Below are 20,866 nucleotides of genomic sequence, written 5' to 3'. Positions count from 1 at the left end.
TTCAACTGATTCTGAAACGGGCCGCTAAGTTATTCATGCTGTTGCTTGGCTAAAATCTGCTCGGTTTCTTCCCGAATATCGCTGAGATACTGGGGCAGATACAACGGAATATCTTCAAAGACTTGGCTTTGATTGCTATAAGCAGCCAGGTCTAGTGAACCTTCTTTCGTAGCAATCTCAATTAGCAGCTGATTAGGCTCCCGATAATAAAGGGATTTGAAAAACTCTCGGTCCTTAATACCAGAATTTTTAAAATTCCGTTCGTTGATAGCAGCATCAACCTTTTCTAAATCCGCTAAATTTTCAACGCCAAAGGCAACGTGATGAATCCCACCAACGCCTTGTTGAGCGGGCGGATTTTTCAGGTCTTGAATAATGTGGACCTCTTGGTAAAAGTCATTATCCAAATTTTCCAGCACCAGCACCTCATTAGAACTGGTGAAAAAAGTAGTCGTCGTTTTCTTTTGCCAGCCCAATGGCAAAAGTTCCCCGGCAGAAGCTTCTGCATATTGGACCCGCATTTGAATGGCGGCAATTCCTAAAATAGCATGCTCAAGGGGGATTTGCGGTGCTTCATACGGAAAATAGTCCTGGCGATTTTCAAATTCCTTCAAGGGGACAAGTGCCATCTGGGTATTATCCGGTGCATCAAACCGTAAAATCGGTTGGCCGGCAAATTCTTCAATCCCATATTGGCAGACGCCTTGTTCTTCTAAATATTTTTCCCAGAATTGCAGCGACTCCAAAGTGGGAACCTTCAAAATAGTTCGCTCCAAAGTATTGGTGCCAAAGCCTTGCTCTTCCCCCTCCTGCATTTCAAAAAAAGTAATCTCAGTGCCGATGCGCTGTTGATTATCCGAGAAAAAAAGGTGGTACATGCTGTGGTCATCTTGATTGATGGTTTTCATTAGCAGTTTCAGTCCGAGTATATTATGATAAAACTCGAAGGTTGGTTTAACATAACGATTTAAAATGGAAATGTGGTGAATCCTAGCTGACATGGGAAACATCCTTTCTGATGGAAAAATTTTAGGAGGCCGAAATTTATGGAATCATTTTTTCAAAAGGGAAAAAATCAGCAACTGGTGGTCGCTTTCCACGGCACCGGCGGCAATGAATATCAATTATTAACGACGTTAGCGACACTTTATCCTGAAGCCAGTGTCTTAACTTACTTAGGAACTGTTGGAACAGGCAGTGAGCGCCGATTTTTTGCCCCATTAAGTAACGGTCAACTGAATCGAGCTGATTTTGAAGCGCAGGTCACAGCTTTTTTAATGGAGACTTGGCCAGCTGTTGCCCAAGAAGATTACCAAGAAATTATTTTGATTGGCTATTCCAACGGGGCTAACTTTGCTTTGGGATTGCTAGAAAAAAATCCTGAGTTAGCTGCTACTGCCATTTTACTTCATCCTAGTAATTTAGACTATCATTTTGCCGGCCGCTCTAAGACCAAAGTGATTTTAACCACGGGAGCGCAGGATAGCCTGAGTTTGCCGGGAGATATTGTCCAGCTGAAAAATCAGTTGAGTGGCCATTTCACAGAAGTTGATTTAGTTATTGCAGATGGCGGTCACCAATTGACGGAACAGGAGTTAACTGAAATCCAAACGCTTTTATAATTTTGTCTGTTAAACAAAGGAAGTGCTAGCAAATGACAAAATCTCGTTTAGAGGCTTTTACCGATGGTGTCGTCGCCATTGTCCTGACGATTTTGGTTTTAGATATTACGATTCCTGACGACCCAAGCCTGCAAACACTTTGGGATTTGCGGAATACTTTTTTAGCCTACGCAATTAGTTTCATTTTTGTGGCGGTCATCTGGGTGACCCATCATCGAGTCTTTCAAATGGCGCAAAAAATTGATTACAGCGTCGTTTGGGCCAATATTTTCTGGCTCTTTTGGCTGACGCTGTGTCCGGCTGTCACCAGTTGGGTCGGCCGCAATCCAGATGCCTTTTGGCCGGAGTTTTCCTATCTAGTTGTCTACACGATGTGGAGTTTTTCCTTTGGCATATTGTCAAAACGGGTCGTTAAGGCCAACGACCCTAATTCCCACGTCGCCAAAGTCCTTACCAGAGATAAACGCAGTCGCTTGTCTTTGTGCATCAGCCTGATTTTATTTGTGGCCGTTTTTTTCTGGCCCCTTGCTGGTCTATTGGGCCGCTTTCTCGTTTCCGGACTGTGGATTATCTCTTATCGCAAAGCAGATTATTATTATCATAAAATTTTCGGCGGTGAGCACACCGATATTCCTCAAGACGGCACCTAATTTTTAATAATACAAAAAACAGAGAGCCGGTGAAGGGTAAAAATTTCACTGGCTCTCTGTTTTTGTGGAGGATGGTATTAAAATGTATCGCTATTTGGATAAATAGTTTTTGATGATGTAGTAAATGAGCAAGCAGGAGATTAGAAAGATAATGATAATTGTCCCAAAAAATATTATTGGTACTTTAGCTCTTGCGGGCAAGCGGGCAATTAACGTCAAAATGACTACCAGTACCAATATGTAAGGAGTAGCCTCCTTAAGCACTTCATCACGGGAAACCTTTTTGCTAGGTTTGTCAGAATTTGGTATTTTTGTTGAATTTGTCTTAGTAGTAGTTTCATCTGAAAAGAAATCTAAAGGGATATTGAAAAATTTGGCAATGGCAATCAGGGTTGTCAAATCGGGTAAGGAAGTGTTATTTTCCCATCTGGAAATTGCTTGTCGAGAAATATTCAAGTGGTCTGCTAGAGCTTGTTGGGAAATATTTTGCTTGGTTCTCAGGCTCTTTATTTTTTCGCCAACTGTCATCAGCAATCCTCCTTGAAAAGTACGTTTAGCTTTATGATAAAGCATTTATACAGCTATCGCAATCAAGTATTGCGCTAGTGCATCAGATGATTGCTAGTTGTTTCAAGTCAGGCTGGCTAAACTATTCTTAGCAACAAACTGAAATGATTTGGGAGGCTGAACTATGAAGAATTTAAAAAAAGGAATTGTTGGATTTGTTATAGTAATAATTTTTTTACTGCTATTTTCTTTCGCTATGAGTAAGGAAACACGGGGGACAATCCTCTTCTTTGGTGGGATAGTGCTGATTGTCCTCTTAGCAGCTTTACTGACAGTTTTGGCGTTAAAATCCTTGTTCAAGGATTTAAATCAAAAATAATTTTGAAATCAGCGGGTGGAAGAGCAGATCCAGACATTTTATTCTTAGATGAACCCACCAGTGCCCTAGACACCCATTCCCGAAAGTTGGTGATGGCGTTACTGCAGGAATTAGTTGCCCAAGGTAAGACTGTCGTTATGGTCACCCACGATTTAGAATTAGCTGCTCAATCTTCACGGGCGCTGGTTATGAAGGACGGGCAGATGCTGCGAATGGTGGAGGCGCCGAGTTTGGAGACATTGGTGTTTTAGGCGCCGCAATTTTTCTGACTCTCATACGTTTTATAGCCAGCTAATCAACTAATCATGGTATACTGTTGAGAAAAATAATTGTTGGAGGAATAGTTATGAAGGGTTATCTTTCAATGCCTTTACGGGAAAGCGAGAATTTATTTTTAGTAGCACCAGAATTTTCAATGGCTGAAGAATTGTATCAACTGGTTGATGCTCAGAAAGCACATTTGGGCACCTTCTTAAATTTTGTCGAGACGGTCACAGGTCCAGAAAATCAAACGGATTTTCTTAAAATGAAGCTGACCGGTACGGCTAATGGCACGGATCGTCTGTTTATCATCACGGAGGGGTCGAAAATTATCGGTACGATTGATTTGCACAAAATCGACAGCTTGAATAAGAAAGCTGAAATCGGTTATTGGCTGTCTGGAGAGTATACGAAACGCAAGATTATGACAGATGCGGTCAAAAAGATTTGTGAATTTAGCTTTGACACATTAGCTTTAAATAAATTGATTATTTTTGCGGATAAGGAAAATGTTGGTAGTAATTTAGTAGCACAAAAAGCCGGTTTCAGTTTAGTCGGTTGTCATAAAGAAGATATTTTCATGTATGGAGAATTTCGTGATATGAACGAATATGAATTATTGCGTTCAGAATTTCAAGCATAGGAGTAGTGGAAAATGACAGATTCAGTTTTAGATCGTGGCCCTTTTTTGCATGGAACCAAGGCTGAGCTCGCCTTAGGGGATTTATTAATGCCCCGCCATGAATCCAATTATGAGGCTCAGCGCATCTCCAATTATATTTATTTTACAGCGACACTGGAAACTGCCAAATGGGGAGCAGAGTTAGCTCAAGGTACCGGCAAGGAACGAATTTATTTAGTCGAACCACAAGGCGCCTTTGAAAATGATCCGAACGTCACCGATAAAAAGTTTCCCGGTAATCCAACCCGCTCTTATCGGTCAAAAGAGCCGCTAAAGGTTGTCGCGGAATTGGCGACGTGGGAGCGTCATCCCGAAGAAACGATTGCGAAAATGCAAGCAGGCCTCGCTCAACTAAAAGCAGAAGGTCGAGCTGAAATCATTGATTAATAATTTTCCTGTAGTTTTTGCTACAGGATTTTTTTGTATTTCGTTTCAAAAAAATATTTTTATTCTTGCAATATTGTGCGTCACACACTATAATAAATTTATGAGGTGATTCGATGGAAAAATCATTATCGCAATCTTTTATCACGGAAATGCGGCGGGGTAATTTAACTTTGTTGGTGCTCGCATCTTTGTATCAGCCCCATTATGGATATGAATTGTTAGAGGTTTTACAGGATGTAGGTGTCGCCATTGAAGCCAACACGCTTTATCCTTTGTTGCGGAGATTAGAAAAACAGGAATTACTATCTAGCACGTGGGATACAACTGAGAGCCGCCCCCGCAAGTATTATCAGATTAGTTCATTGGGGGAAGAAATTTTTCGGGAATTATTAGTGGAATCAAAAAAAATGTCGGTCAGTTTACAAAGGATTCAAGGAGAGGATGAGTAAAATGAATTGGGTTGAAGCGTATATTAATCAAGTTATCGGCTACCTGCCTGATGGGGAACAGGCAGAAGTCAAAAAAGAATTGTACAGCAACATTATGGACATGTTGCCAGATGATGCAACGGAAGAAGAAATTAAATCAGTCTTAATGGAGATGGGCAATCCCCGCAAATTAGCGGAAAAATATCGGCAGCATCCCCGCTATTTAATCGGGCCTGCTGTCTATGATGACTATCTGCGGACCTTAAAAATAATTATTCCGCTAACGGCGGCAGTCGGCGCAATCATCGGCGGTATCGTCACTTATTTTGAACAAATTATCGAAGGCATGAGCATTGCTATTTTTACTGAGGTGCTTTCAGAGGCCATCGGTTCGGGAATATCTTTAGCGTTGCAAGGTTTGGTTTGGACGACTATCGGCTTTGTCATCATAGAACGGACCGGTATGCTGAAGCCTAAAAAAGATGACTGGCAAGTTGATAGCTTAATCAAAACTCCGGTTGCTAAAAAAATTCCTCTAGGGGATACAATTGCCGAACTGGTCATTCAAATTGGTATAATCGGCTTTTTGCTATTTGCTAACTTTACCAGCTTCACTTTTATTCAAACAAACACTCGCGTTGTCGTACCTGTTTTTGAACAGAGCTTTGCCGACTTTGCCGTGATGGTCATTATTTTATGTTGTTTAGTTGAAGTGTTTGCGATTGTCTGCAAGCTGCGCTATCGCCGCTGGACCAGTCTGGTGACTATCAGCAGCATTATTTCATCGTTAGTTAGCGGCTTAGGTTTCATTTGGATTTGCAGTCAAAAATTGATTTTTTCAACAGAAATCAGTCAGTTTCTAGCAACACGGGATTGGGCGGATGGCGATTTGTTACGTTTCTTCAATGAAAACAGCAACGGCCAAGGTTTGCCAGCACCAATTTTCAGCGGGATTGCCACAATTTGTCTTGTGGCCACTGCAATTTCAATTGGCATCTCTCTCTATCGTTATAACAAGCAGCGTCAAGTCGAAAAGAATTTTTCCTTTGGCGTTGAAGCGTAATTACAATAAGTAGCAGCCTGCCTAGATTTTTAGGTAGGCTTTTTTTATGACACTTGTCATAGTCAAGTTGTGACAGCCATGACTACTGGACTACCGGCAAAAGGTTTAAGCTTGGGTTATTGAAGGGGGTAACACAATGAAGACACCAATCTTAACCATTAAAAATATTTGTAAAACTTATCGTCAGCAACAAGTTTTAAATCATATTTCTTTTACCTTACAGGCTGGCGAGATTGTCGCTTTAGTGGGCAATAATGGCGCCGGCAAGTCGACTTTGATTAATATCATCAATCAATTAATTCCTGCCGATGAAGGTCAGGTAACTTTTTTTGACGGTAAAGCCAATCAAAAAGTAAATAGACAACGTGTCGGTGTGATGCTGCAAAAAAATATGCAGCTGGCTCGGGTGACGGTGAAAGAGACGCTGAATTTAGCGAGAAGTTATTATCAAGCACCGTTACCTTATCAAGAATTGCTGAAAATTGCCGATTTGCAAGCAGACGAGCAACAATTTGTCGCTAAGCTATCCGGCGGTCAAAAACGTCGATTGTCATTTGCCGTAGCGTTAGCGGGAAATCCCGATATTTTATTTTTAGATGAACCGACAGCCGGCATGGACAGCGGCAGCCGTCAGAAACTGTGGCGCTTAATTGAAGAATTAAGACAGCAGGGAAAAACCTTTTTTGTGACGAGTCATTATTTAGCAGAGCTGGAAAACTTTGCTGAGAGAATTTTGATTTTAAAAGAGGCGGAAATAATTTTTAACGGCAGTCTAGAGCAGCTGCGGCGACAGACAGCCGCCGCCGAAATTAGTTTCCATTCGCAACTGTCACCTAAAATTTTCCAAAGTCTCCCAGAAGTTTCTGAAATGCACACAACTGGCGCTTTTTACCGGTTGACAACCAATGATGTCAATCAGCTGATGCTGCAGCTGACACCCTACTTATCAGGAATTGAAAATTTAAGCATCCAGCAGAATTCTTTGGAATCTTTATTTACGACGATCAATGAAGGAGGGGCTCTCCATGGCTAATTTTTTCTATCAAGTAGCAATCAATTTCAAACGGATTGTCTTTCGCAATCTGCGTTTCTTTCTCTTTAATTTAGCGCTGCCGATTGGCTTTTATTTATTATTTACCAAGGTGATGACCAGTGGCATGCCTCAAGAAACTTTAACAACTTGGAATGCTGATTATTTAGTCAGCATGGTGCTCTACAGCTCGCTCTTAAGCTCTATCTTAACGGTCTCCAGCACGCTTTTGAATGATCAAGAGGATTCCTTTGATTTATTTATTGAGCTGAGCCCAATTCCCAGATGGCGCTATTATGCTTCCATGATGTTAGTCTTTTGGTCTTTAAATATTTTAGGAGTGGTTGCGCTAGGAATCGTGGGGATTTTAGTAAATCAGGTGGCCCTTTCTCTAACGACGTGGTTGATTTTACTGTTTGCCGTGCCGCTGACCGCCCTCCCCTTAATTTTTTTAGGAATTATGATATCATTAATGGGAACGAGCAATGTAGTCAATTTATTAAGCAATTTAATCGTTTTTCCGATGGCAATTGCCAGCGGACTTTGGTGGCCCCTTTCCATAATGCCAGACTGGCTAAAGACGATTGGTGAAAAATTGCCGACTTATTTTAGTAGCCAATTAATTAGCGGCTTTATCCATCAAGAGCCTTTTGCATGGAGCAATTTCTGGGGTCTTTTGGTTTGGAGTGTGATTGGTCTGGCGGGAATTGGCGTCACATTATATTATCGAAAAGCCAAGGAGCTGCAAACAATATGAAAAAATTTTTCCAAAAGCATATTTTATTTCCACAGCGCTTTGGTTTGATGCCTTATTTTATCCTGACGTTTTTAATTCCAACTGTTATTCAGCTATTACCACTTGACCGCCCGGCTAAGTGGTTTTTGGCGCTCCTGCTACTGGTCTTTTTAAAAGCCTATCGGGATGGTTACGAGGTGACAGAAAAATTAAATATCGCAATTTTTTTACAATTAATCATTGCCCTAATTTTTGGGATTTTTTTGAGTAATGGCTATTTGTTTGTCTTTACTGCCTGGGAAATCGGCTCGCTGCCGATTCAAAAAAGTAGGTATTATCAATTTTTAAAAGGATATTATCTGGCGTGTGCCATCAGTTTGCTGCTAGGATTTTTGTATTTAAATGAGGTCAATAAGGCAGCGCTGTATAATACTTTAATTGCCCTGCTGTTTGCTATCAGCTCACCGATTATCGCCCGCTCGGTGAATGAAAGCAATCGTAAAAATTATCGCCTGCATCAAACCAATCAGCGCTTAGAGGCGATTATTCGCCAAGGAGAAAGAGAACGGATTGCCCGGGATTTACATGACAATCTCGGACAGGTCTTTTCGATTATTACGATGAAAAGTGAAGTGGCCTTAAAGTTATTAGAGAAAAAGCCAGAGCTAGTGGCTCAGGAATTACAGGAGATTGCCAGTACCTCCCGCAACAATCTAACAATGGTCCGCACCATTGTGGAAAATTTACAGGAGCGCAGTATTGCCAAAACTTTAATCGAAGAAGAAAAAAATTTACAGGTGACAGAAACAACCCTCTTTACTAAGAGGGAGGAACTGGCAGAAAACTGGCCGTTAGCTGTGCAGGATGTCTGCTCAGCAATTATTAAGGAAGCCATCACCAATATTATCCGCCATAGTCAAGCCAGTTTTGCCGAAATAACTTTTAACGAAAGTCAACGGGAATACCAGCTGCAGATTACTGACAATGGCGTTGGTTTTAAAACTGCACGGGCAGGGGCCTTTGGTTTGCAGGGGATGACCAATCGTGTGGAATCAGCCGGGGGCGAGCTTCAGATTGATGGTGAGACTAGTCAAGGTACCCAGCTGATTCTCAGCTTACCGAAGCTATCCGAAGCGGCTGCTGATGGAAAAATCAAAGAAAGCAATCAAGATGTTTCGAGTTAGCTCCTGCGTAAATTTTTTCGGGATAAATTTTTTTAGAAAAACTGCAGCTATTTTTGTAGGCAATCAGGTTTTGGAGGTAAATCAATGACAACCATATATCTAGCAGAAGACCAAGAAATGCTCAATACCGCTTTAAAAACTATTTTAAATTTAGAAGACAATTTTGAAGTTATCGGCAGCAGCCTGACGGGAGCGGTTGCCCTACAGGAAATTCTGCAACTAGCACCAGATGTCGCCATTCTCGATATTGAAATGCCTGACTTGACCGGCCTAGAAATAGCCGCTCAATTAAGAATCCTCAAACTCCCAATCAAGATTGTCATTTTAACAACATTTGCCAAAGAAAGTTATTTTCAACAGGCCTTATCTAGTGAGGTCAATGCCTATTTATTGAAGGACAGCCCTAGTGAAGTTTTAATTCAAAGCGTCAATCGAGTGTTAGCAGGCGACACAGTTTTTTCTCCAGAGCTAGTCAGAAGTGTCCTCAAAGCCGAAAAAAATCCTCTCACCAAAAGAGAAATGGAGATTCTAAAAATCATCCAAACGGGAGCCAACACCACCCAAATCGCCCAGCAAGTCTTTCTTTCTGAGGGCACAGTCCGCAATTATATTTCCTCCATCCTCAGCAAAACCGCAACTAAATCGCGGATTGAAGCCATTAATGTGGCGATGGCGAATGGCTGGTTGGGGTAGGGGAATGAAAAAACAATAATTATTCAGCACGATTTGGCTAGATAATTATTGTTTTTAGCTAAATAATTTCTTTAAGTTGATTCCCAATTCTTTCAACGATACCCGTAACTAGAGCATTACCCATAAAAAACATTCTCATTCTATCGGAGACCATTACAATTTCATCATTAGTCATTCGTTTGTGTTGCGTCCAATTATCTGGAAAATCTTGAAGTCGTTCAGCTTCAACAGGTGTCAGAAGACGATATTTATCTGCAATTTTCAGTAGATGGGTGGAGCGATTCATGGAGCCTTCTGAAGTTAACATTGTTCTTCCAGGCAAATCCAAGCTATCGAAGGGTGACATTCCCCCTTCGGAGAAAGTGTAAGTATGGCCGTTCTCAGAAGTACGCTCAATCTTCTTTGGACCTCTTAAATATTTAAACTTCGCAAGTTTTTCAGAGTCTGTCAGAAAATATTTTTCATCAACCTCAGCTTCAGGTTGAATAATATCGCTTAAAGGAATTGGTTTTTCTGACATTGTAGGCTCAGTATCAATCGTATAGTATCGGCCATGTCGCATAATTCCAGTATTCCAAATTTTACCAGTGAAGTGATCAGATACATTAACAATGTCCTGAGAAAGTTCACCAAAACTATGTCGACTTTTATAGGGTTTGTCGACGATTGGAAATTCACGAGCAAATAGGCCATCTTTAAAGATATACCTATCGTATTTATGCTCATCAATCGAAGAATCATTAAACAAATTTTCAGCAGGTTGGTTTTCAAATTCTCGGTCCATTTTTTGACCCCAAGGGGTATCGTTACGATAAACAAAAAAGAAAACTCGACGGCGGCGTTGTGAGCGGCCGTATTCGGCTGCATTAATTACCCGCCACTCAACTGAATAATTAAGTTCATTAAAGGCTGCAAGCATTATGGCAAAGTCACGCCCCCGCTGTTTTGAAGGAGACTTTAGCAATCGGTCAACATTTTCTAAGATTAGGTATTGAGGTTTGATATGATTTGTTGCTCGAATAATCTGCCAAAACAAAACCCCTTTTTTTCCTTCGATACCCATCTCATGCTTTTTGCTACGCGCCACGGAATAATCTTGACAGGGGAACCCGCCAACTATAATATCCGCATTCATTCTATCAAAAACTTCATTGGGAATATCTTCGATGTTTTGATTTATATTTTCGCTATCTGGAAAATGGTAATCATAGACTTCAAAAGCATCCTGCGACTTTCTTGATGGCTCCCATTGATTGGACCAAAGTGTTTTATATAATTGAGCATCAGCCTTTTCCAAGCCGACTCGAAATCCTCCGACACCCGCAAAAAGTTCCAATACCTTTAACTCTTTTTTCAATATGCGAACATCCTTTCGTTTTAACTATTCATATTATACACAAAAATTTTAAAAAGATCAAGATCTAAATTCAGAAATGATATAATTATTAAAAAAGCGCATGATTTTGATTATTTAGTGGGGTGACTTGTGTTGAAAAGAGAAAATCATGAATATACTAAACAAGAATTAATCGATAAACTTGAAAAGGTATTAGAAAAAAACTTGGGCGAAGTGGACAGCAACCATGTTTTTGAACGAGCGGTACTCAATCCTAAAATAACTGGAATTGCAGGGGATGTTGTCGAACAATCAATTATTGGATATCCTGCTGATTCCAACAAAGCTCCAGATTTAATAGTAGATGGTGTAGAGGTAGAATTAAAAACGACTGGTATTAGAAAATCAAAAAAAGATAAATCACAGTATGAGGCAAAAGAGCCGATGACAATTACAGCGGTATCGCCTAAAACTATTACTAGTGAAAACTTTGAAACATCTAGCTTTTGGCGTAAGTTAGCAAAGGTTTTATTAGTGTATTATTTATATGACTCTGAGCAGACTGTACCAGCTTTAGGTTATGCAAATTTTCCAATTAAAGGTTACGAGTTCCATGAGTTTGACGAGGAAGAAAAGGAACGTCTAAAAAATGATTGGCAGATAGTCCATGATTACATCTTAGAATTACAGAAAACCTATCCAAATCCCGAAGAATATTATCCTACCATTTCCTCCCAATTACGACCGAATTTGATGATGATTGACACAGCACCTAAGTGGCCAAATCCACCGAGATTTAGATTGAAGAGGGCCACTGTTACCACAATTGTGCAAAAATATTTTGGTAAGAAATTTGAAAGTCTGGATAAAACTTTTGAATCATTCGCTGAGTTGGATAGACAACTCAGCGCCTATACAAAATTATACAAAGGAAAAACAGTTGCTGAATTAATTGAATTGCTAGATATCGAAGTAAAATTAAGTATTAAATCTGGAGATGTTTCAAAATCAATTGGCGAGCAAATTATCACCAGAATGTTTGGGGCAAAGTCAAAAAAATTGAGTAAAATTGATACCTTTAGCGAATCTGGTTTAATTGCTAAAACAATAACTCAAACAACTAAGGGAGCCCGAACAGAAGATACCAAGCTATTTCCGGTAAACTTTGATGAATGGTTGTCAAAAGAGAAAACATTTGAAGACTCGACGATATTCAGTGACTTCAGTGAAAAACAATTCATTTTTATAATTTTTGAGGAGCCTTCAAGTGACGCAAAACTTCTTGAAAATAAATTTATCGGCTTCAAACGGGTTGCTTTTAGCGAAGAGTTTATTAACACTAATGTAAAGAAAGTATGGAATTATGTTAGAAAAATCATAGGAGAAGACAAACTAATAGAAACTGTGGAAACGGATAAAGATGGAAATCCGAAAATCAATCCCAATGGGACTATTCGAACATCGTTGAATTTTCCTAAATCAAGGGATTCGACAATTTTCTTTCGAGGAACTGGTGCAGATTCTAGAGATAAGCCAATCAGACTGAATGGAATATCTATGTATCGCCAAGATGTTTGGATAAAAGGCTCTGAGTTAGTAAAAATTCTAGCTAAACAAGACTTCATTTAATTAACCTCATGATAAAATACGCAATTTTTTTTATAGTTATAGCTCTTAAAAAGTGACAGTAACCGCAACTTTTTTGAGATTTAAAATGCTTGTTCAGGAATATCAAATTTCAGTTCAATCTACCCAGGAGCACAACAATGGAATTTAATGAAAAACTACAGCACTTGCGCAAAGTACAGGGCTGGACACAAGAGCAATTAGCCAGCAAAGTTCTGGTCTCCCGCACAGCCGTTTCAAAATGGGAAAACGGCAAAGGCTATCCTAATATTGATTCACTGAAAAGCTTGTCTAAGTTATTTGGCGTTTCACTGGATGATTTATTATCTAACGAAGAGCTACTGGATTTAGCTCAGGAGGAGAATCGGTCAAACTTAAATCGCCTCGCCACGCTTGTCTACGGGAGCTTGGATATTTTGGTCTTGACGTTTTTGTTTCTACCATTGTATATTCGCCAAGACGAGGATATGGTCCGCACCGTCAGTCTGTTTGCCAAACCAGATGTCAGCGGCGTAACATGGGTGATTTATTTTGCGATTCCACTAGTCATGGCTATCATCGGGATTTGCGAGCTGCTAGCCGTCAGATTTTCCAGCAGCAAAAATCGGCAGCAGCTACGCCTAGCATCTATTTTTATCGCAGCCGGTTGTGTCTTAATTTTCGTCGCCACCCGGCAGCCTTATCCGACGACGCTACTCTTTTTATTTCTAATGATAAAAATTTTCTTAATGATAAAGCCTTTGAAAAATCAATAAAAAAAGTACCTTCTGCATCTGAACAGTTAAGTAATTGTTCAGATGCTTTTTTTTGCATAAAAAAGGCACCAGCCTTGGTAGAACAAGGCTGACACGATAAGTCACGCTGATGTGACGGATAGATTCTTCAAAAAAAATGACTTGCTTGCTACCTTCAAAGGGTATCGCAAATCAAATAGATTGGAGAATTTATATGTTGCACAAACAAAAAAATGAGCTAAGAAAAACCTTGCTTTCCTTCATGATTTTTGGGCTATTCACACTAGCCCTTAAGTTCATCGATGTCAAAAGTATCGGGCCAGAGGGTTCAAAAGTTGGCTTTGCCGACCTGAATCAAAAGGTTTTTGAAATTTTGGGCAGGAATGAGACGTGGTATTTTTTGACAGATTTGTTAGGAGTGGTGGCGCTGTTAGTGGCACTCGTGTATGGCGTGGGCGGCTTACTTCAATTAATCCGTCGTAGGAGTCTCTGGCAAGTTGATGCAGAAATTTTAGCGATGGGCATAATTTATCTGGTGACCATCTTCTGCTATCTTTTGTTTGAAGACCTGATTATAAATTATCGGCCGATTTTAATCGATGGCCTGCTGGAGGCTTCTTATCCCTCCAGTCATACAATGCTGCTGCTGACAATTTTATTGACCAGTATTTGCCAGTTGAAAAGGACGAGCTTACAGCCAACTTTAAAGAAAATTCTGATTGTCTGTTTTATCTTTATCAGCGGGCTAACTGTGGTAGGACGGCTGCTCTCAGGTGTCCATTGGTTGACGGATATTATCGGCGGGATTTTGTTGAGTGTCGCTTTAGTCTATTTTTATTGTTGGCTGGTAAAAATATTCCATCGGTGGCAGCAGGCGAAATAAAAAACTGTGTATTCGTCTGATTAACAGCTGAAATTCCGAGATATCTGGTAACTATCTTTTTGACCTAGTAAATTCAGGAGATAAAAAGAATCTGTATTTTACAATCCAGCAAGTTCAGAGTGCAACTATACAATCCACCAGTGAGTATTGCTTACCATTATTGCTCAATTCGGGAATTTCGCTTGAATAAACTAATGTCATAGGCTCCAATTTTCTAAAGTCTTTTTCCTAAATAATCATTAGCCCACCAACCATAGAAAATGCTGAGTAAAAAAACAATTAACAATAATAGGTTAGAGACTGTCGAAATAAATTTGAAGAGAATAAAAAAAGGAATACCATAAAGGATAAGAAAGGCAGCGGCAAATAAAACACCGGTATAACCGGGTTTTTGCCACCAAGTTTTTTGGGAAAATCGGTTGTACAAAAAACTACCGATAAAGCCAAAGCGCAGACGAATTTGACTTAAGGAATAGTTTTGTTCCCGTTGCTGAATAGTCTTCAACAAAGCTTGATCACCCTTTAATAAATAATCTAAAGAAATCTCAAAGACATCACTGATTTTCAGCAGTGTTGTAGTGTCTGGAAAATTATGACCATTTTCCCAATTGGAAATCGTTTGACGAGTTACATGAAATTGATCAGCCGCCTGTTGTTGAGTCAGACCTAATTCTAAGCGATGTTTTTTAAAAATTTCAGCGAACATAATTGCACCCCCTTAAGAAAAGTTTAGCCGATTTTATCGGGCTTGGCTAGCAAGCGTGATTTGACACCTTGTTATGACCGCATTCTAAAATAAAAAACCTCCACATAGCAGTAAATAACTACCATGCAGAAGTGCATCATTTAATTTTCCCGAGTCAAAATAGTTTTGGTAATCGCTTCTAGATTTTCCCGAGTATTGTATTGGTTGGCGGGCAATTTTCTTATCTTGGCAATTGCTTGATTGGTGTATTGCTCAGCGTATACCTGAGCGTCGGCAACGCCGTCATATTGCTGCACCAATTGGAAAATTTCTTGGGCATCTTGGTCGGTCATCTCCGCTTTTTTATTTAAAAGCGGCTTGAAGGCTGCCGGATTTTTTTCAAAGGCAATCAACAGGGGTAAAGAATAAACCCCTTGGCGCACATCTTCTAAGACGGGCTTGCCAATGTCAGTGGCAGATTGACTATAATCTAAAATGTCGTCAATAATTTGGAAGGCCATGCCGATGGCTAAACCGATTTCGCCGCTTTTTTTAGCAAAGGTCTCTTTATTGCCGCTTTCGTAGGCTCCGACAAAGCAGCTCAGTTGAAAGAGTTCAGCGGTTTTTCCAGAGATGTTTTCTAAATATTGTTCAACACCTATTTCATAGTGATAGCGGCTGTCCATCTGGCCTAATTCACCGCCGAGGATTTTTTCCATGCTGCGGGAGTTAAGCTGTAGGCTCCGCAGAGAACCGGCGTAATCGGATAATAATTTGAAACAGAGGACAAATAAATAATCGCCGGCGTAAACAGCCACTTCGTTACCAAAGCTGGCGTTGATTGTTGTGACACCGCGGCGCATGCTAGAGCGGTCAACGATGTCATCGTGAATCAAAGTGGCGGTATGCAGCATTTCAATTGAGGCAGCCAAAGCTGTGGCTTTTTTTTGATCTCGCTCTGGACCAAACTGGGAAAACAATAGCTGATAAGCAGGGCGCAGCATCTTGCCGCCGGAATGAATCATCGCCAAAATCGCTTCTTCAACCGGTTTATTTTTTAAATTAACCGAGCTTTCCATCAATTTTGAGGTCATTTTCAGTTCTTTGGCCAGTTCGGGATAGGTCTGCCACATGCTGTGAAGTTTCATAAGGTTACTCCTTGTATAATACGTAATAATTTTTGGACCCTCAGTCCGGTCGCTTTAAAGTTCTCCCGTGGGAAAGTCAGGCTAGTTAAAAGTTTTCATAAAATAGAAAAGCTAATGTTCAGCTAGTCAGTCTAGTCGCTGTCTTACAAATAATTAATTCCAGACTTGTTTAGTTCTGCGTTCCTGATCTTTTTGGAATTGGCGAATCGTGCGGACGTGCCGCAATAGATAATTGGCGGCAATGCCAATCGCAATGCCGGAGAGAATTCCCAAAAAGGATAGAACCGGCAGATACATCATCACCGGCCACGACTGGGCGATAAAGGAGGCTGTGACTAATTGGCCGACATTGTGGAGAAAGCCGCCGGTGGCACTAATTCCGATAATGCTGACTCGTTTAGGTCCGAGTGATTTCATCAACAGCATTCCAAAATAGCTGAGGATGGCGCCACTCATACTGTAAAGAAAAGTGGAAAGAGTTCCACCCAGCAGCGTGGTCAAGATTAAGCGCATGCAGACTAAAGTGAAGCTATCTCGTTTGCGTAAAGTAAAAATCGAAATAATCGTAATTAAGTTAGCCAGTCCCAATTTAGCACCGGGGGCAAAGGCAAAGGGATAGGGAATCATGTTTTCAATCAGGCCAATCACAACGCCTTGTGCAACTAAGAGGGAGATATAGATTGTTTTTTGCAGTTTATTCATAATCAGGCGCTAGTAAATCAAAGCGCCGTCTTCACTCCCATCTGATGCTTGAATTTCTAAAACTAGACGATGGGGCAGACAGACGACTGACTGACCGGCTTTGGAAATCCAGCCTTGCCGGACACAAATCTGATCGCCGCAGTTCGCCTCAGAAATCCGCACCCGTTCACCATCAATTTCGATAATATTATAATCGCCGTCTTCATCTTCGTAAGTATATGTATAAGAGGCTTGATCAGCGGTCAAGTCAAAGCTGCGGATCTCAACGCCATCGACTTTTAAGACAGCTTGATAATTGACAGCATCTGCCTGTTGCGCTAATTGGTTTTGTTGATAGCCAAAAATGACAATGGGCGTAAAAGATAATAAAAACAAGAAGAAAATAATAATCAGGTCCCAAGGTTTGAGAAAACTTTTGCGGGCGAATTCTTTAAATTTCAAAATACCACCCCTTCTAATTTGTCAGGCTTCATTTTAACATAACCCTAAAAGAAAGTCCTAGGAAACGATAAGCTTCCCAGGACTTTTTCATTATTTTTTTGAGTGGTGCTTAGGACTGGCCGTAGCGGGCTTTTTCACTGCCGTACCACCATTTTCCAAGGGTCCGTTGCAACCATGGAATTACCCAACGGTCTAACCCAACCGCACGACCGGAACCGTTCATCAAGGCAAAGGCAACTGGAATGAACCAGATGTTAACCCAATAGAACATCCCTGACAGACAGAAGGTGATGACTAAAACAATTGTTGTCGCATTAGCCAACCAAGTGAACAAACCAGCAATTAAAGCAAGAGCTAGGGCAATTTCAAAGAAGACCATGAATTTTTGGAAGAACATTGCCACATCATAGTTAGGCATTATCCAACCCATCAAGTTGTTAAACCAGTTAGGTGCTGCACCGAAAACAGCCATTGGTTCTTCGCCATAAGCGTAGCTCAAACCAAAATGTGGAACGCTGGCAACAACATCAGTTGCTGTGCTAGCAGCGCCAGAAGCAGCAGTTGCGACATCGGCAGCGCCAGAGGCAGCCGTTGCAGCATCAGCAGCACCAGAAGCAGCTGATGTTACTTCTGCACCAGGAACTGGATAGCTCCAAGCCCAAGGGAAGACACTTGAACCAGTGAACCAAGAACCTTCGCCAAACCAAGTACTTGGTTTGAAGTAAGAGCCGTCACCGACAACTTTTTTCATAGATTCGACTAACCAAACAAATCCGTAGAAGACCCGTAAAGGTACACTCCATAAAACATTACCATAACGAGATGAATGTCCGCGGGTTACATTGCGGTCATCTTTAATATGGAAGAATTCATGCATGATGTATTGGAACATCAAGTAGCCTGAACGAATATCAAAGAAGTATTTCAAGTTGACGATGTGTTTCATGACGATTGCCATAAAGCCGCTTAAGTGAATCATGTTAAAGAGGTTAGCAACCCCCCATTTTGAACCGATGGAAACCATGAAGCCTTGGTAGTTTCCTTTGAATTTATGCTTTTCGCCGCCTTTAATATCGGCAACGATGCTGGCTGCTGCAGTGTGACCTGTTTGTTCAGCTGCCTGCACGATTTGTGGTGTTGGTGTGTTTGGAAATTCTTCGTAGAATACTTGGTCACCGATAATGTAGATATTTTTATCTTCATAACCTTTAGCTTGCATGTATTCATTGGCAACTAAACGTTGGCCACGAGCTGCTTCTAAACCAAAGTCAGCGGCATCAGAAGTTGCTTTTACGCCGGCTGTCCAAATTAAAGTATGAGTTGGCATTTCAGTGCCATCTTTTAATTTGATATGGTCAGCAGATACTTCAACGATTGGTGAGTTTTTCAACACTTGAACGTTTTTCTTTTCCAAGTAACGTTCTGCTTTGGCAGCATCGTTTCTGGTCAACATGTTCAAGATAGTTGGCATTGCTTCGACAACTGCTAAGCTGATTTCTGAAGGGTCAAGCTTGTAATCTTTTGCTAAACGCTCTTTCCAGTCGATTAATTCCCCGACCATTTCAATTCCGGTAAAGCCGGAACCACAGACCACAAAGGTTAACATTGCTTTGCGTAATTCTGCATCAGGTTCGATGGCAGCTTTAGCAACAATTGTTTCGATGTGTTCGCGAATCTTTAATGAGTCTTCGAAAGACCATAAAGTAAAGCCGTGTTCTTTAACACCGGGTGTCCCAAAATCATTTGGTTCCCCACCCATACCTAAGATCAAGTGATCAAAAGCATAAGAGCCTTCTTTAGTTGTAACGACTTTATTCTCTTTGTCAATTCCAGTAACGGTATCTGTTACCAATTGAACATTTTTCTTGCGAGAGAATAAATGTTGTAAGTCATACTGGATAGCGGAAGGTTCCACCCGGCCACCAGCCACTTCGTGTAGTTCTGTCATCATAGTGTGATACGAATGACGATCGATTAAAGTAATATCGACATCGTTCTTTTTAAGTTTCTTAGCTAAAAATTTCGTAGCTGAAACTCCAGCATAACCCGCACCGACAACGACAATTTTTTGATTTGCCATTGAAATCGCTCCTTAGTATAAAAAATAAATTAGATAATAAATACACAAACAACTCTCATTATAGAGAGGTTTAGGCGATTTGTCTAACCTCTTTTATCGTTTTAATTATTTTTTTTGGTAATTCTCATAAAATAGCCATTGTCATTTTCTGAGAAAGCGGTCACGGCCCACCTAAGCCTTTTTGCTAAAAGCGGCAACTAATTTTAGCATTCTGTTTAAAGCTGATTTCACAGAGTTTTTCTGATTTCTTCAAGGAGGAAAGGCTGATGTATCAGCCGAGGGAGCGGGAAATTGAAAAAAGCTATTGATAAATGTGAATTATTGGATTTGTGTAATTTCTTTATGAGAAAACAATGAAAACGATTGACTTCCTTTTTGATTTCACTACAATGTATATTGTATCACAATGTTATTTTTGTTAATTAGAGAGATAATTTTGAAGAAAGATAAGGTGGAAGAAAGATGAAAGCAAGCAAGTTTGTAACAGGGGTCGCAGTATTAGCATTCTCAACATTAATCTTAGGAGCATGTGGTTCAGATGATAGTTCAACTGGAACTAGCAGCTCTAGTGCAACAACCGAAAGCAGCACAACTGCTTCAAGCGCAACAACTGAAAGCAGCGCAACAATCGTTGCCGGTGCAGCTTTAGAAGATGGTACGTACAATTTAGAAGAACAAAATTATTCAAATGGCTACAGAACTGTTTTCTCTATTACAGTTGCGGACGGCAAAATTACTGAGTCAAACTATGACAACGTCAATGAAGCTGGCGAATCAAAAGCCGATGATGAAGAATATAATACCCAAATGAAGGAAGCTGCTGGTTCAGATCCATCAGAATTTATTCCAGCGTTAAACGAATCTTTAGTAGCAACTCAAAGTGCTGGAGATGTTGAAGTCGTAACTGGTGCGACACATTCAAGTGAAAGCTTCCAAAACTACGCACAACAATTGATTCAAGCAGCACAAGCTGGTAATACTGAAACAATCGAAATCAACAATGGCGCTGACTTAACAGACGGCACTTACGAATTAGAAGAATTAAACTATTACAATGGATACCGCACAGTCTTCTCAATTACTGTAGCAGGTGGCGTTGTGACTGAATCAAATTATGACAACATCAACGAAGCTGGCGAATCAAAAGCTGACGATGAAGATTACAACACACAAATGAAAGAAATTTCTGGTACTGATCCATCAGAATTTATTCCTGCATTAAATGAAGCTTTAGTAGCTGCCATGGCTGAAGAAGATGGCACGGCTGCTGATGTTGATGTAATAACTGGAGCAACTCACAGCACTCATAGCTTCATCATGTATGCTGAACAATTAATCAATGCCGCTGAAAAAGGCGACACTACTAAGATTGAAATTGACAACATTGTCACTGAATAATCTTTAGTTTCTTATTTTGAAACCTTTGAGGCGAAAATCACTCTTGATTTTCGCCTTTCTTTTATGCCGTTTCTTAGTTTCTCTTTATAAATACTGAGAAGGAATCGGCTGTGTTTAACGCTAGACAGCCGCTTTGAAAAACAATTGCTGAAAAGCGAAATCCTTCTAAAAAAATTTTCATGGAATTATTATTTTTAGTGACAAATGACAC

General features: G+C 40.4%; 23 protein-coding genes and 1 pseudogene. 16 read left to right on the top strand and 8 right to left on the bottom strand.

Translation table 11 applies throughout. From position 1 onward, the window contains the following. Positions 1-29: 29 nt before the first annotated feature. A complete protein-coding gene (locus ACYSNU_RS10560; protein WP_461737177.1) occupies positions 30-1,001 on the bottom strand; it encodes a VOC family protein in 972 nt (323 codons plus the stop codon). Between the two features lie 45 nt (positions 1,002-1,046). Here ACYSNU_RS10560 and ACYSNU_RS10555 point away from each other — a divergent pair, with 45 nt between their 5' ends. Together ACYSNU_RS10555 and ACYSNU_RS10550 are read left to right on the top strand one after the other, a co-directional pair. Continuing rightward, entirely contained in the window at positions 1,047-1,622 is a 576-nt protein-coding gene (locus ACYSNU_RS10555) for an alpha/beta hydrolase (protein WP_461737176.1), read from the top strand. 32 nt (positions 1,623-1,654) lie between these two features. Continuing rightward, a complete protein-coding gene (locus tag ACYSNU_RS10550; protein WP_461737175.1) occupies positions 1,655-2,272 on the top strand; it encodes a TMEM175 family protein in 618 nt (205 codons plus the stop codon). 90 nt (positions 2,273-2,362) lie between these two features. Here the strand turns inward: ACYSNU_RS10550 and ACYSNU_RS10545 are convergent, their stop codons facing one another. After that, positions 2,363-2,800, bottom strand: coding sequence for a helix-turn-helix domain-containing protein (locus tag ACYSNU_RS10545; RefSeq protein ID WP_461737174.1), 438 nt, complete (start codon positions 2,798-2,800; stop codon positions 2,363-2,365). Positions 2,801-2,963: 163 nt separating this feature from the next. Between ACYSNU_RS10545 and ACYSNU_RS10540 the strand changes: the two genes are divergently transcribed. The 10 genes and pseudogenes from ACYSNU_RS10540 (at position 2,964) to ACYSNU_RS10495 (ending at position 9,622) form a co-directional block, all read left to right on the top strand. Then, positions 2,964-3,158 carry a hypothetical protein gene (locus ACYSNU_RS10540; protein ID WP_461737173.1) on the top strand — a complete coding sequence of 65 codons (195 nt, stop codon included), beginning with the start codon at positions 2,964-2,966 and terminating at the stop codon, positions 3,156-3,158. Between the two features lie 23 nt (positions 3,159-3,181). Next, a pseudogene (locus ACYSNU_RS10535) lies at positions 3,182-3,409 on the top strand (ABC transporter ATP-binding protein); the annotation flags it as partial. 95 nt (positions 3,410-3,504) lie between these two features. Further along, complete coding sequence (locus tag ACYSNU_RS10530) at positions 3,505-4,062, top strand: GNAT family N-acetyltransferase (protein ID WP_461737172.1); 558 nt, start codon at positions 3,505-3,507, stop codon at positions 4,060-4,062. A gap of 12 nt (positions 4,063-4,074) precedes the next feature. After that, positions 4,075-4,488: an NAD(+)--rifampin ADP-ribosyltransferase gene (gene arr / locus ACYSNU_RS10525; protein WP_461737171.1), complete on the top strand. Its 414-nt coding sequence runs from the start codon at positions 4,075-4,077 to the stop codon at positions 4,486-4,488. Positions 4,489-4,601: 113 nt separating this feature from the next. Further along, positions 4,602-4,937 carry a PadR family transcriptional regulator gene (locus ACYSNU_RS10520; protein ID WP_461737170.1) on the top strand — a complete coding sequence of 112 codons (336 nt, stop codon included), beginning with the start codon at positions 4,602-4,604 and terminating at the stop codon, positions 4,935-4,937. 1 nt (position 4,938) lies between these two features. Further along, positions 4,939-5,979 carry a hypothetical protein gene (locus ACYSNU_RS10515; protein ID WP_461737169.1) on the top strand — a complete coding sequence of 347 codons (1,041 nt, stop codon included), beginning with the start codon at positions 4,939-4,941 and terminating at the stop codon, positions 5,977-5,979. A gap of 136 nt (positions 5,980-6,115) precedes the next feature. After that, positions 6,116-7,012 carry an ABC transporter ATP-binding protein gene (locus ACYSNU_RS10510; RefSeq protein WP_461737168.1) on the top strand — a complete coding sequence of 299 codons (897 nt, stop codon included), beginning with the start codon at positions 6,116-6,118 and terminating at the stop codon, positions 7,010-7,012. Beyond that, entirely contained in the window at positions 7,005-7,766 is a 762-nt protein-coding gene (locus ACYSNU_RS10505) for an ABC transporter permease (protein WP_461737167.1), read from the top strand. The genes ACYSNU_RS10510 and ACYSNU_RS10505 overlap by 8 nt, the downstream gene beginning before the upstream one ends. Continuing rightward, positions 7,763-8,929, top strand: coding sequence for a sensor histidine kinase (locus tag ACYSNU_RS10500; RefSeq protein ID WP_461737166.1), 1,167 nt, complete (start codon positions 7,763-7,765; stop codon positions 8,927-8,929). The genes ACYSNU_RS10505 and ACYSNU_RS10500 overlap by 4 nt, the downstream gene beginning before the upstream one ends. A gap of 84 nt (positions 8,930-9,013) precedes the next feature. After that, the gene (locus ACYSNU_RS10495; protein ID WP_461737165.1) at positions 9,014-9,622 is read left to right on the top strand and encodes a response regulator; all 609 of its coding nucleotides are present in this window, start codon (positions 9,014-9,016) and stop codon (positions 9,620-9,622) included. 58 nt (positions 9,623-9,680) lie between these two features. On the opposite strand, the gene dcm is transcribed toward ACYSNU_RS10495, so the two are convergent. Beyond that, positions 9,681-10,979: a DNA (cytosine-5-)-methyltransferase gene (dcm, locus tag ACYSNU_RS10490; RefSeq protein WP_461737164.1), complete on the bottom strand. Its 1,299-nt coding sequence runs from the start codon at positions 10,977-10,979 to the stop codon at positions 9,681-9,683. Positions 10,980-11,108: 129 nt separating this feature from the next. Here dcm and ACYSNU_RS10485 point away from each other — a divergent pair, with 129 nt between their 5' ends. From ACYSNU_RS10485 to ACYSNU_RS10475, 3 genes are all read left to right on the top strand, one after another. Next, positions 11,109-12,587, top strand: a complete 1,479-nt coding sequence (locus ACYSNU_RS10485; RefSeq protein WP_461737163.1) for a MutH/Sau3AI family endonuclease — start codon at positions 11,109-11,111, stop codon at positions 12,585-12,587. A gap of 137 nt (positions 12,588-12,724) precedes the next feature. Then, on the top strand, positions 12,725-13,339 hold the full coding sequence (locus ACYSNU_RS10480) for a helix-turn-helix domain-containing protein (protein ID WP_461737162.1): 615 nt from the start codon (positions 12,725-12,727) through the stop codon (positions 13,337-13,339). 193 nt (positions 13,340-13,532) lie between these two features. Next, positions 13,533-14,201: a phosphatase PAP2 family protein gene (locus ACYSNU_RS10475; protein ID WP_461737161.1), complete on the top strand. Its 669-nt coding sequence runs from the start codon at positions 13,533-13,535 to the stop codon at positions 14,199-14,201. A gap of 214 nt (positions 14,202-14,415) precedes the next feature. On the opposite strand, the gene ACYSNU_RS10470 is transcribed toward ACYSNU_RS10475, so the two are convergent. The 5 genes from ACYSNU_RS10470 to ACYSNU_RS10450 all read right to left on the bottom strand — a co-directional run bounded on the left by ACYSNU_RS10470 (position 14,416) and on the right by ACYSNU_RS10450 (position 19,257). Next, positions 14,416-14,907 carry a helix-turn-helix domain-containing protein gene (locus ACYSNU_RS10470; RefSeq protein WP_461737160.1) on the bottom strand — a complete coding sequence of 164 codons (492 nt, stop codon included), beginning with the start codon at positions 14,905-14,907 and terminating at the stop codon, positions 14,416-14,418. Between the two features lie 140 nt (positions 14,908-15,047). Then, a complete protein-coding gene (locus tag ACYSNU_RS10465) occupies positions 15,048-16,034 on the bottom strand; it encodes a polyprenyl synthetase family protein (RefSeq protein WP_461737159.1) in 987 nt (328 codons plus the stop codon). A gap of 153 nt (positions 16,035-16,187) precedes the next feature. Beyond that, positions 16,188-16,736: a Gx transporter family protein gene (locus ACYSNU_RS10460; protein WP_461737158.1), complete on the bottom strand. Its 549-nt coding sequence runs from the start codon at positions 16,734-16,736 to the stop codon at positions 16,188-16,190. 9 nt (positions 16,737-16,745) lie between these two features. Continuing rightward, positions 16,746-17,177 (bottom strand): NusG domain II-containing protein, encoded by a 432-nt coding sequence (locus ACYSNU_RS10455; protein ID WP_265456503.1) that lies wholly within the window; start codon positions 17,175-17,177, stop codon positions 16,746-16,748. Positions 17,178-17,286: 109 nt separating this feature from the next. Next, positions 17,287-19,257 (bottom strand): NAD(P)/FAD-dependent oxidoreductase, encoded by a 1,971-nt coding sequence (locus ACYSNU_RS10450; RefSeq protein WP_461737157.1) that lies wholly within the window; start codon positions 19,255-19,257, stop codon positions 17,287-17,289. Positions 19,258-19,719: 462 nt separating this feature from the next. Between ACYSNU_RS10450 and pplA the strand changes: the two genes are divergently transcribed. Then, positions 19,720-20,655: an extracellular electron transfer flavoprotein PplA gene (pplA, locus tag ACYSNU_RS10445; RefSeq protein WP_461737156.1), complete on the top strand. Its 936-nt coding sequence runs from the start codon at positions 19,720-19,722 to the stop codon at positions 20,653-20,655. Positions 20,656-20,866: the final 211 nt, after the last annotated feature.

Source organism: Enterococcus sp. LJL120, from assembly GCF_054871765.1.
The sequence above is the reverse complement of the archived record's forward strand: the minus strand, read 5'-3'. Positions and strand labels throughout refer to the sequence as shown.

Coding starts and splice junctions, on each gene's coding strand:
- ACYSNU_RS10560 (WP_461737177.1), bottom strand. CDS start 1,001: ATGTCAGCTAGGATTCACCACATTTCCATTTTAAATCGTTATGTTAAA.
- ACYSNU_RS10555 (WP_461737176.1), top strand. CDS start 1,047: ATGGAATCATTTTTTCAAAAGGGAAAAAATCAGCAACTGGTGGTCGCT.
- ACYSNU_RS10550 (WP_461737175.1), top strand. CDS start 1,655: ATGACAAAATCTCGTTTAGAGGCTTTTACCGATGGTGTCGTCGCCATT.
- ACYSNU_RS10545 (WP_461737174.1), bottom strand. CDS start 2,800: ATGACAGTTGGCGAAAAAATAAAGAGCCTGAGAACCAAGCAAAATATT.
- ACYSNU_RS10540 (WP_461737173.1), top strand. CDS start 2,964: ATGAAGAATTTAAAAAAAGGAATTGTTGGATTTGTTATAGTAATAATT.
- ACYSNU_RS10530 (WP_461737172.1), top strand. CDS start 3,505: ATGAAGGGTTATCTTTCAATGCCTTTACGGGAAAGCGAGAATTTATTT.
- arr (WP_461737171.1), top strand. CDS start 4,075: ATGACAGATTCAGTTTTAGATCGTGGCCCTTTTTTGCATGGAACCAAG.
- ACYSNU_RS10520 (WP_461737170.1), top strand. CDS start 4,602: ATGGAAAAATCATTATCGCAATCTTTTATCACGGAAATGCGGCGGGGT.
- ACYSNU_RS10515 (WP_461737169.1), top strand. CDS start 4,939: ATGAATTGGGTTGAAGCGTATATTAATCAAGTTATCGGCTACCTGCCT.
- ACYSNU_RS10510 (WP_461737168.1), top strand. CDS start 6,116: ATGAAGACACCAATCTTAACCATTAAAAATATTTGTAAAACTTATCGT.
- ACYSNU_RS10505 (WP_461737167.1), top strand. CDS start 7,005: ATGGCTAATTTTTTCTATCAAGTAGCAATCAATTTCAAACGGATTGTC.
- ACYSNU_RS10500 (WP_461737166.1), top strand. CDS start 7,763: ATGAAAAAATTTTTCCAAAAGCATATTTTATTTCCACAGCGCTTTGGT.
- ACYSNU_RS10495 (WP_461737165.1), top strand. CDS start 9,014: ATGACAACCATATATCTAGCAGAAGACCAAGAAATGCTCAATACCGCT.
- ACYSNU_RS10480 (WP_461737162.1), top strand. CDS start 12,725: ATGGAATTTAATGAAAAACTACAGCACTTGCGCAAAGTACAGGGCTGG.
- ACYSNU_RS10475 (WP_461737161.1), top strand. CDS start 13,533: ATGTTGCACAAACAAAAAAATGAGCTAAGAAAAACCTTGCTTTCCTTC.
- ACYSNU_RS10470 (WP_461737160.1), bottom strand. CDS start 14,907: ATGTTCGCTGAAATTTTTAAAAAACATCGCTTAGAATTAGGTCTGACT.
- ACYSNU_RS10465 (WP_461737159.1), bottom strand. CDS start 16,034: ATGAAACTTCACAGCATGTGGCAGACCTATCCCGAACTGGCCAAAGAA.
- ACYSNU_RS10460 (WP_461737158.1), bottom strand. CDS start 16,736: ATGAATAAACTGCAAAAAACAATCTATATCTCCCTCTTAGTTGCACAA.
- ACYSNU_RS10450 (WP_461737157.1), bottom strand. CDS start 19,257: ATGGCAAATCAAAAAATTGTCGTTGTCGGTGCGGGTTATGCTGGAGTT.
- pplA (WP_461737156.1), top strand. CDS start 19,720: ATGAAAGCAAGCAAGTTTGTAACAGGGGTCGCAGTATTAGCATTCTCA.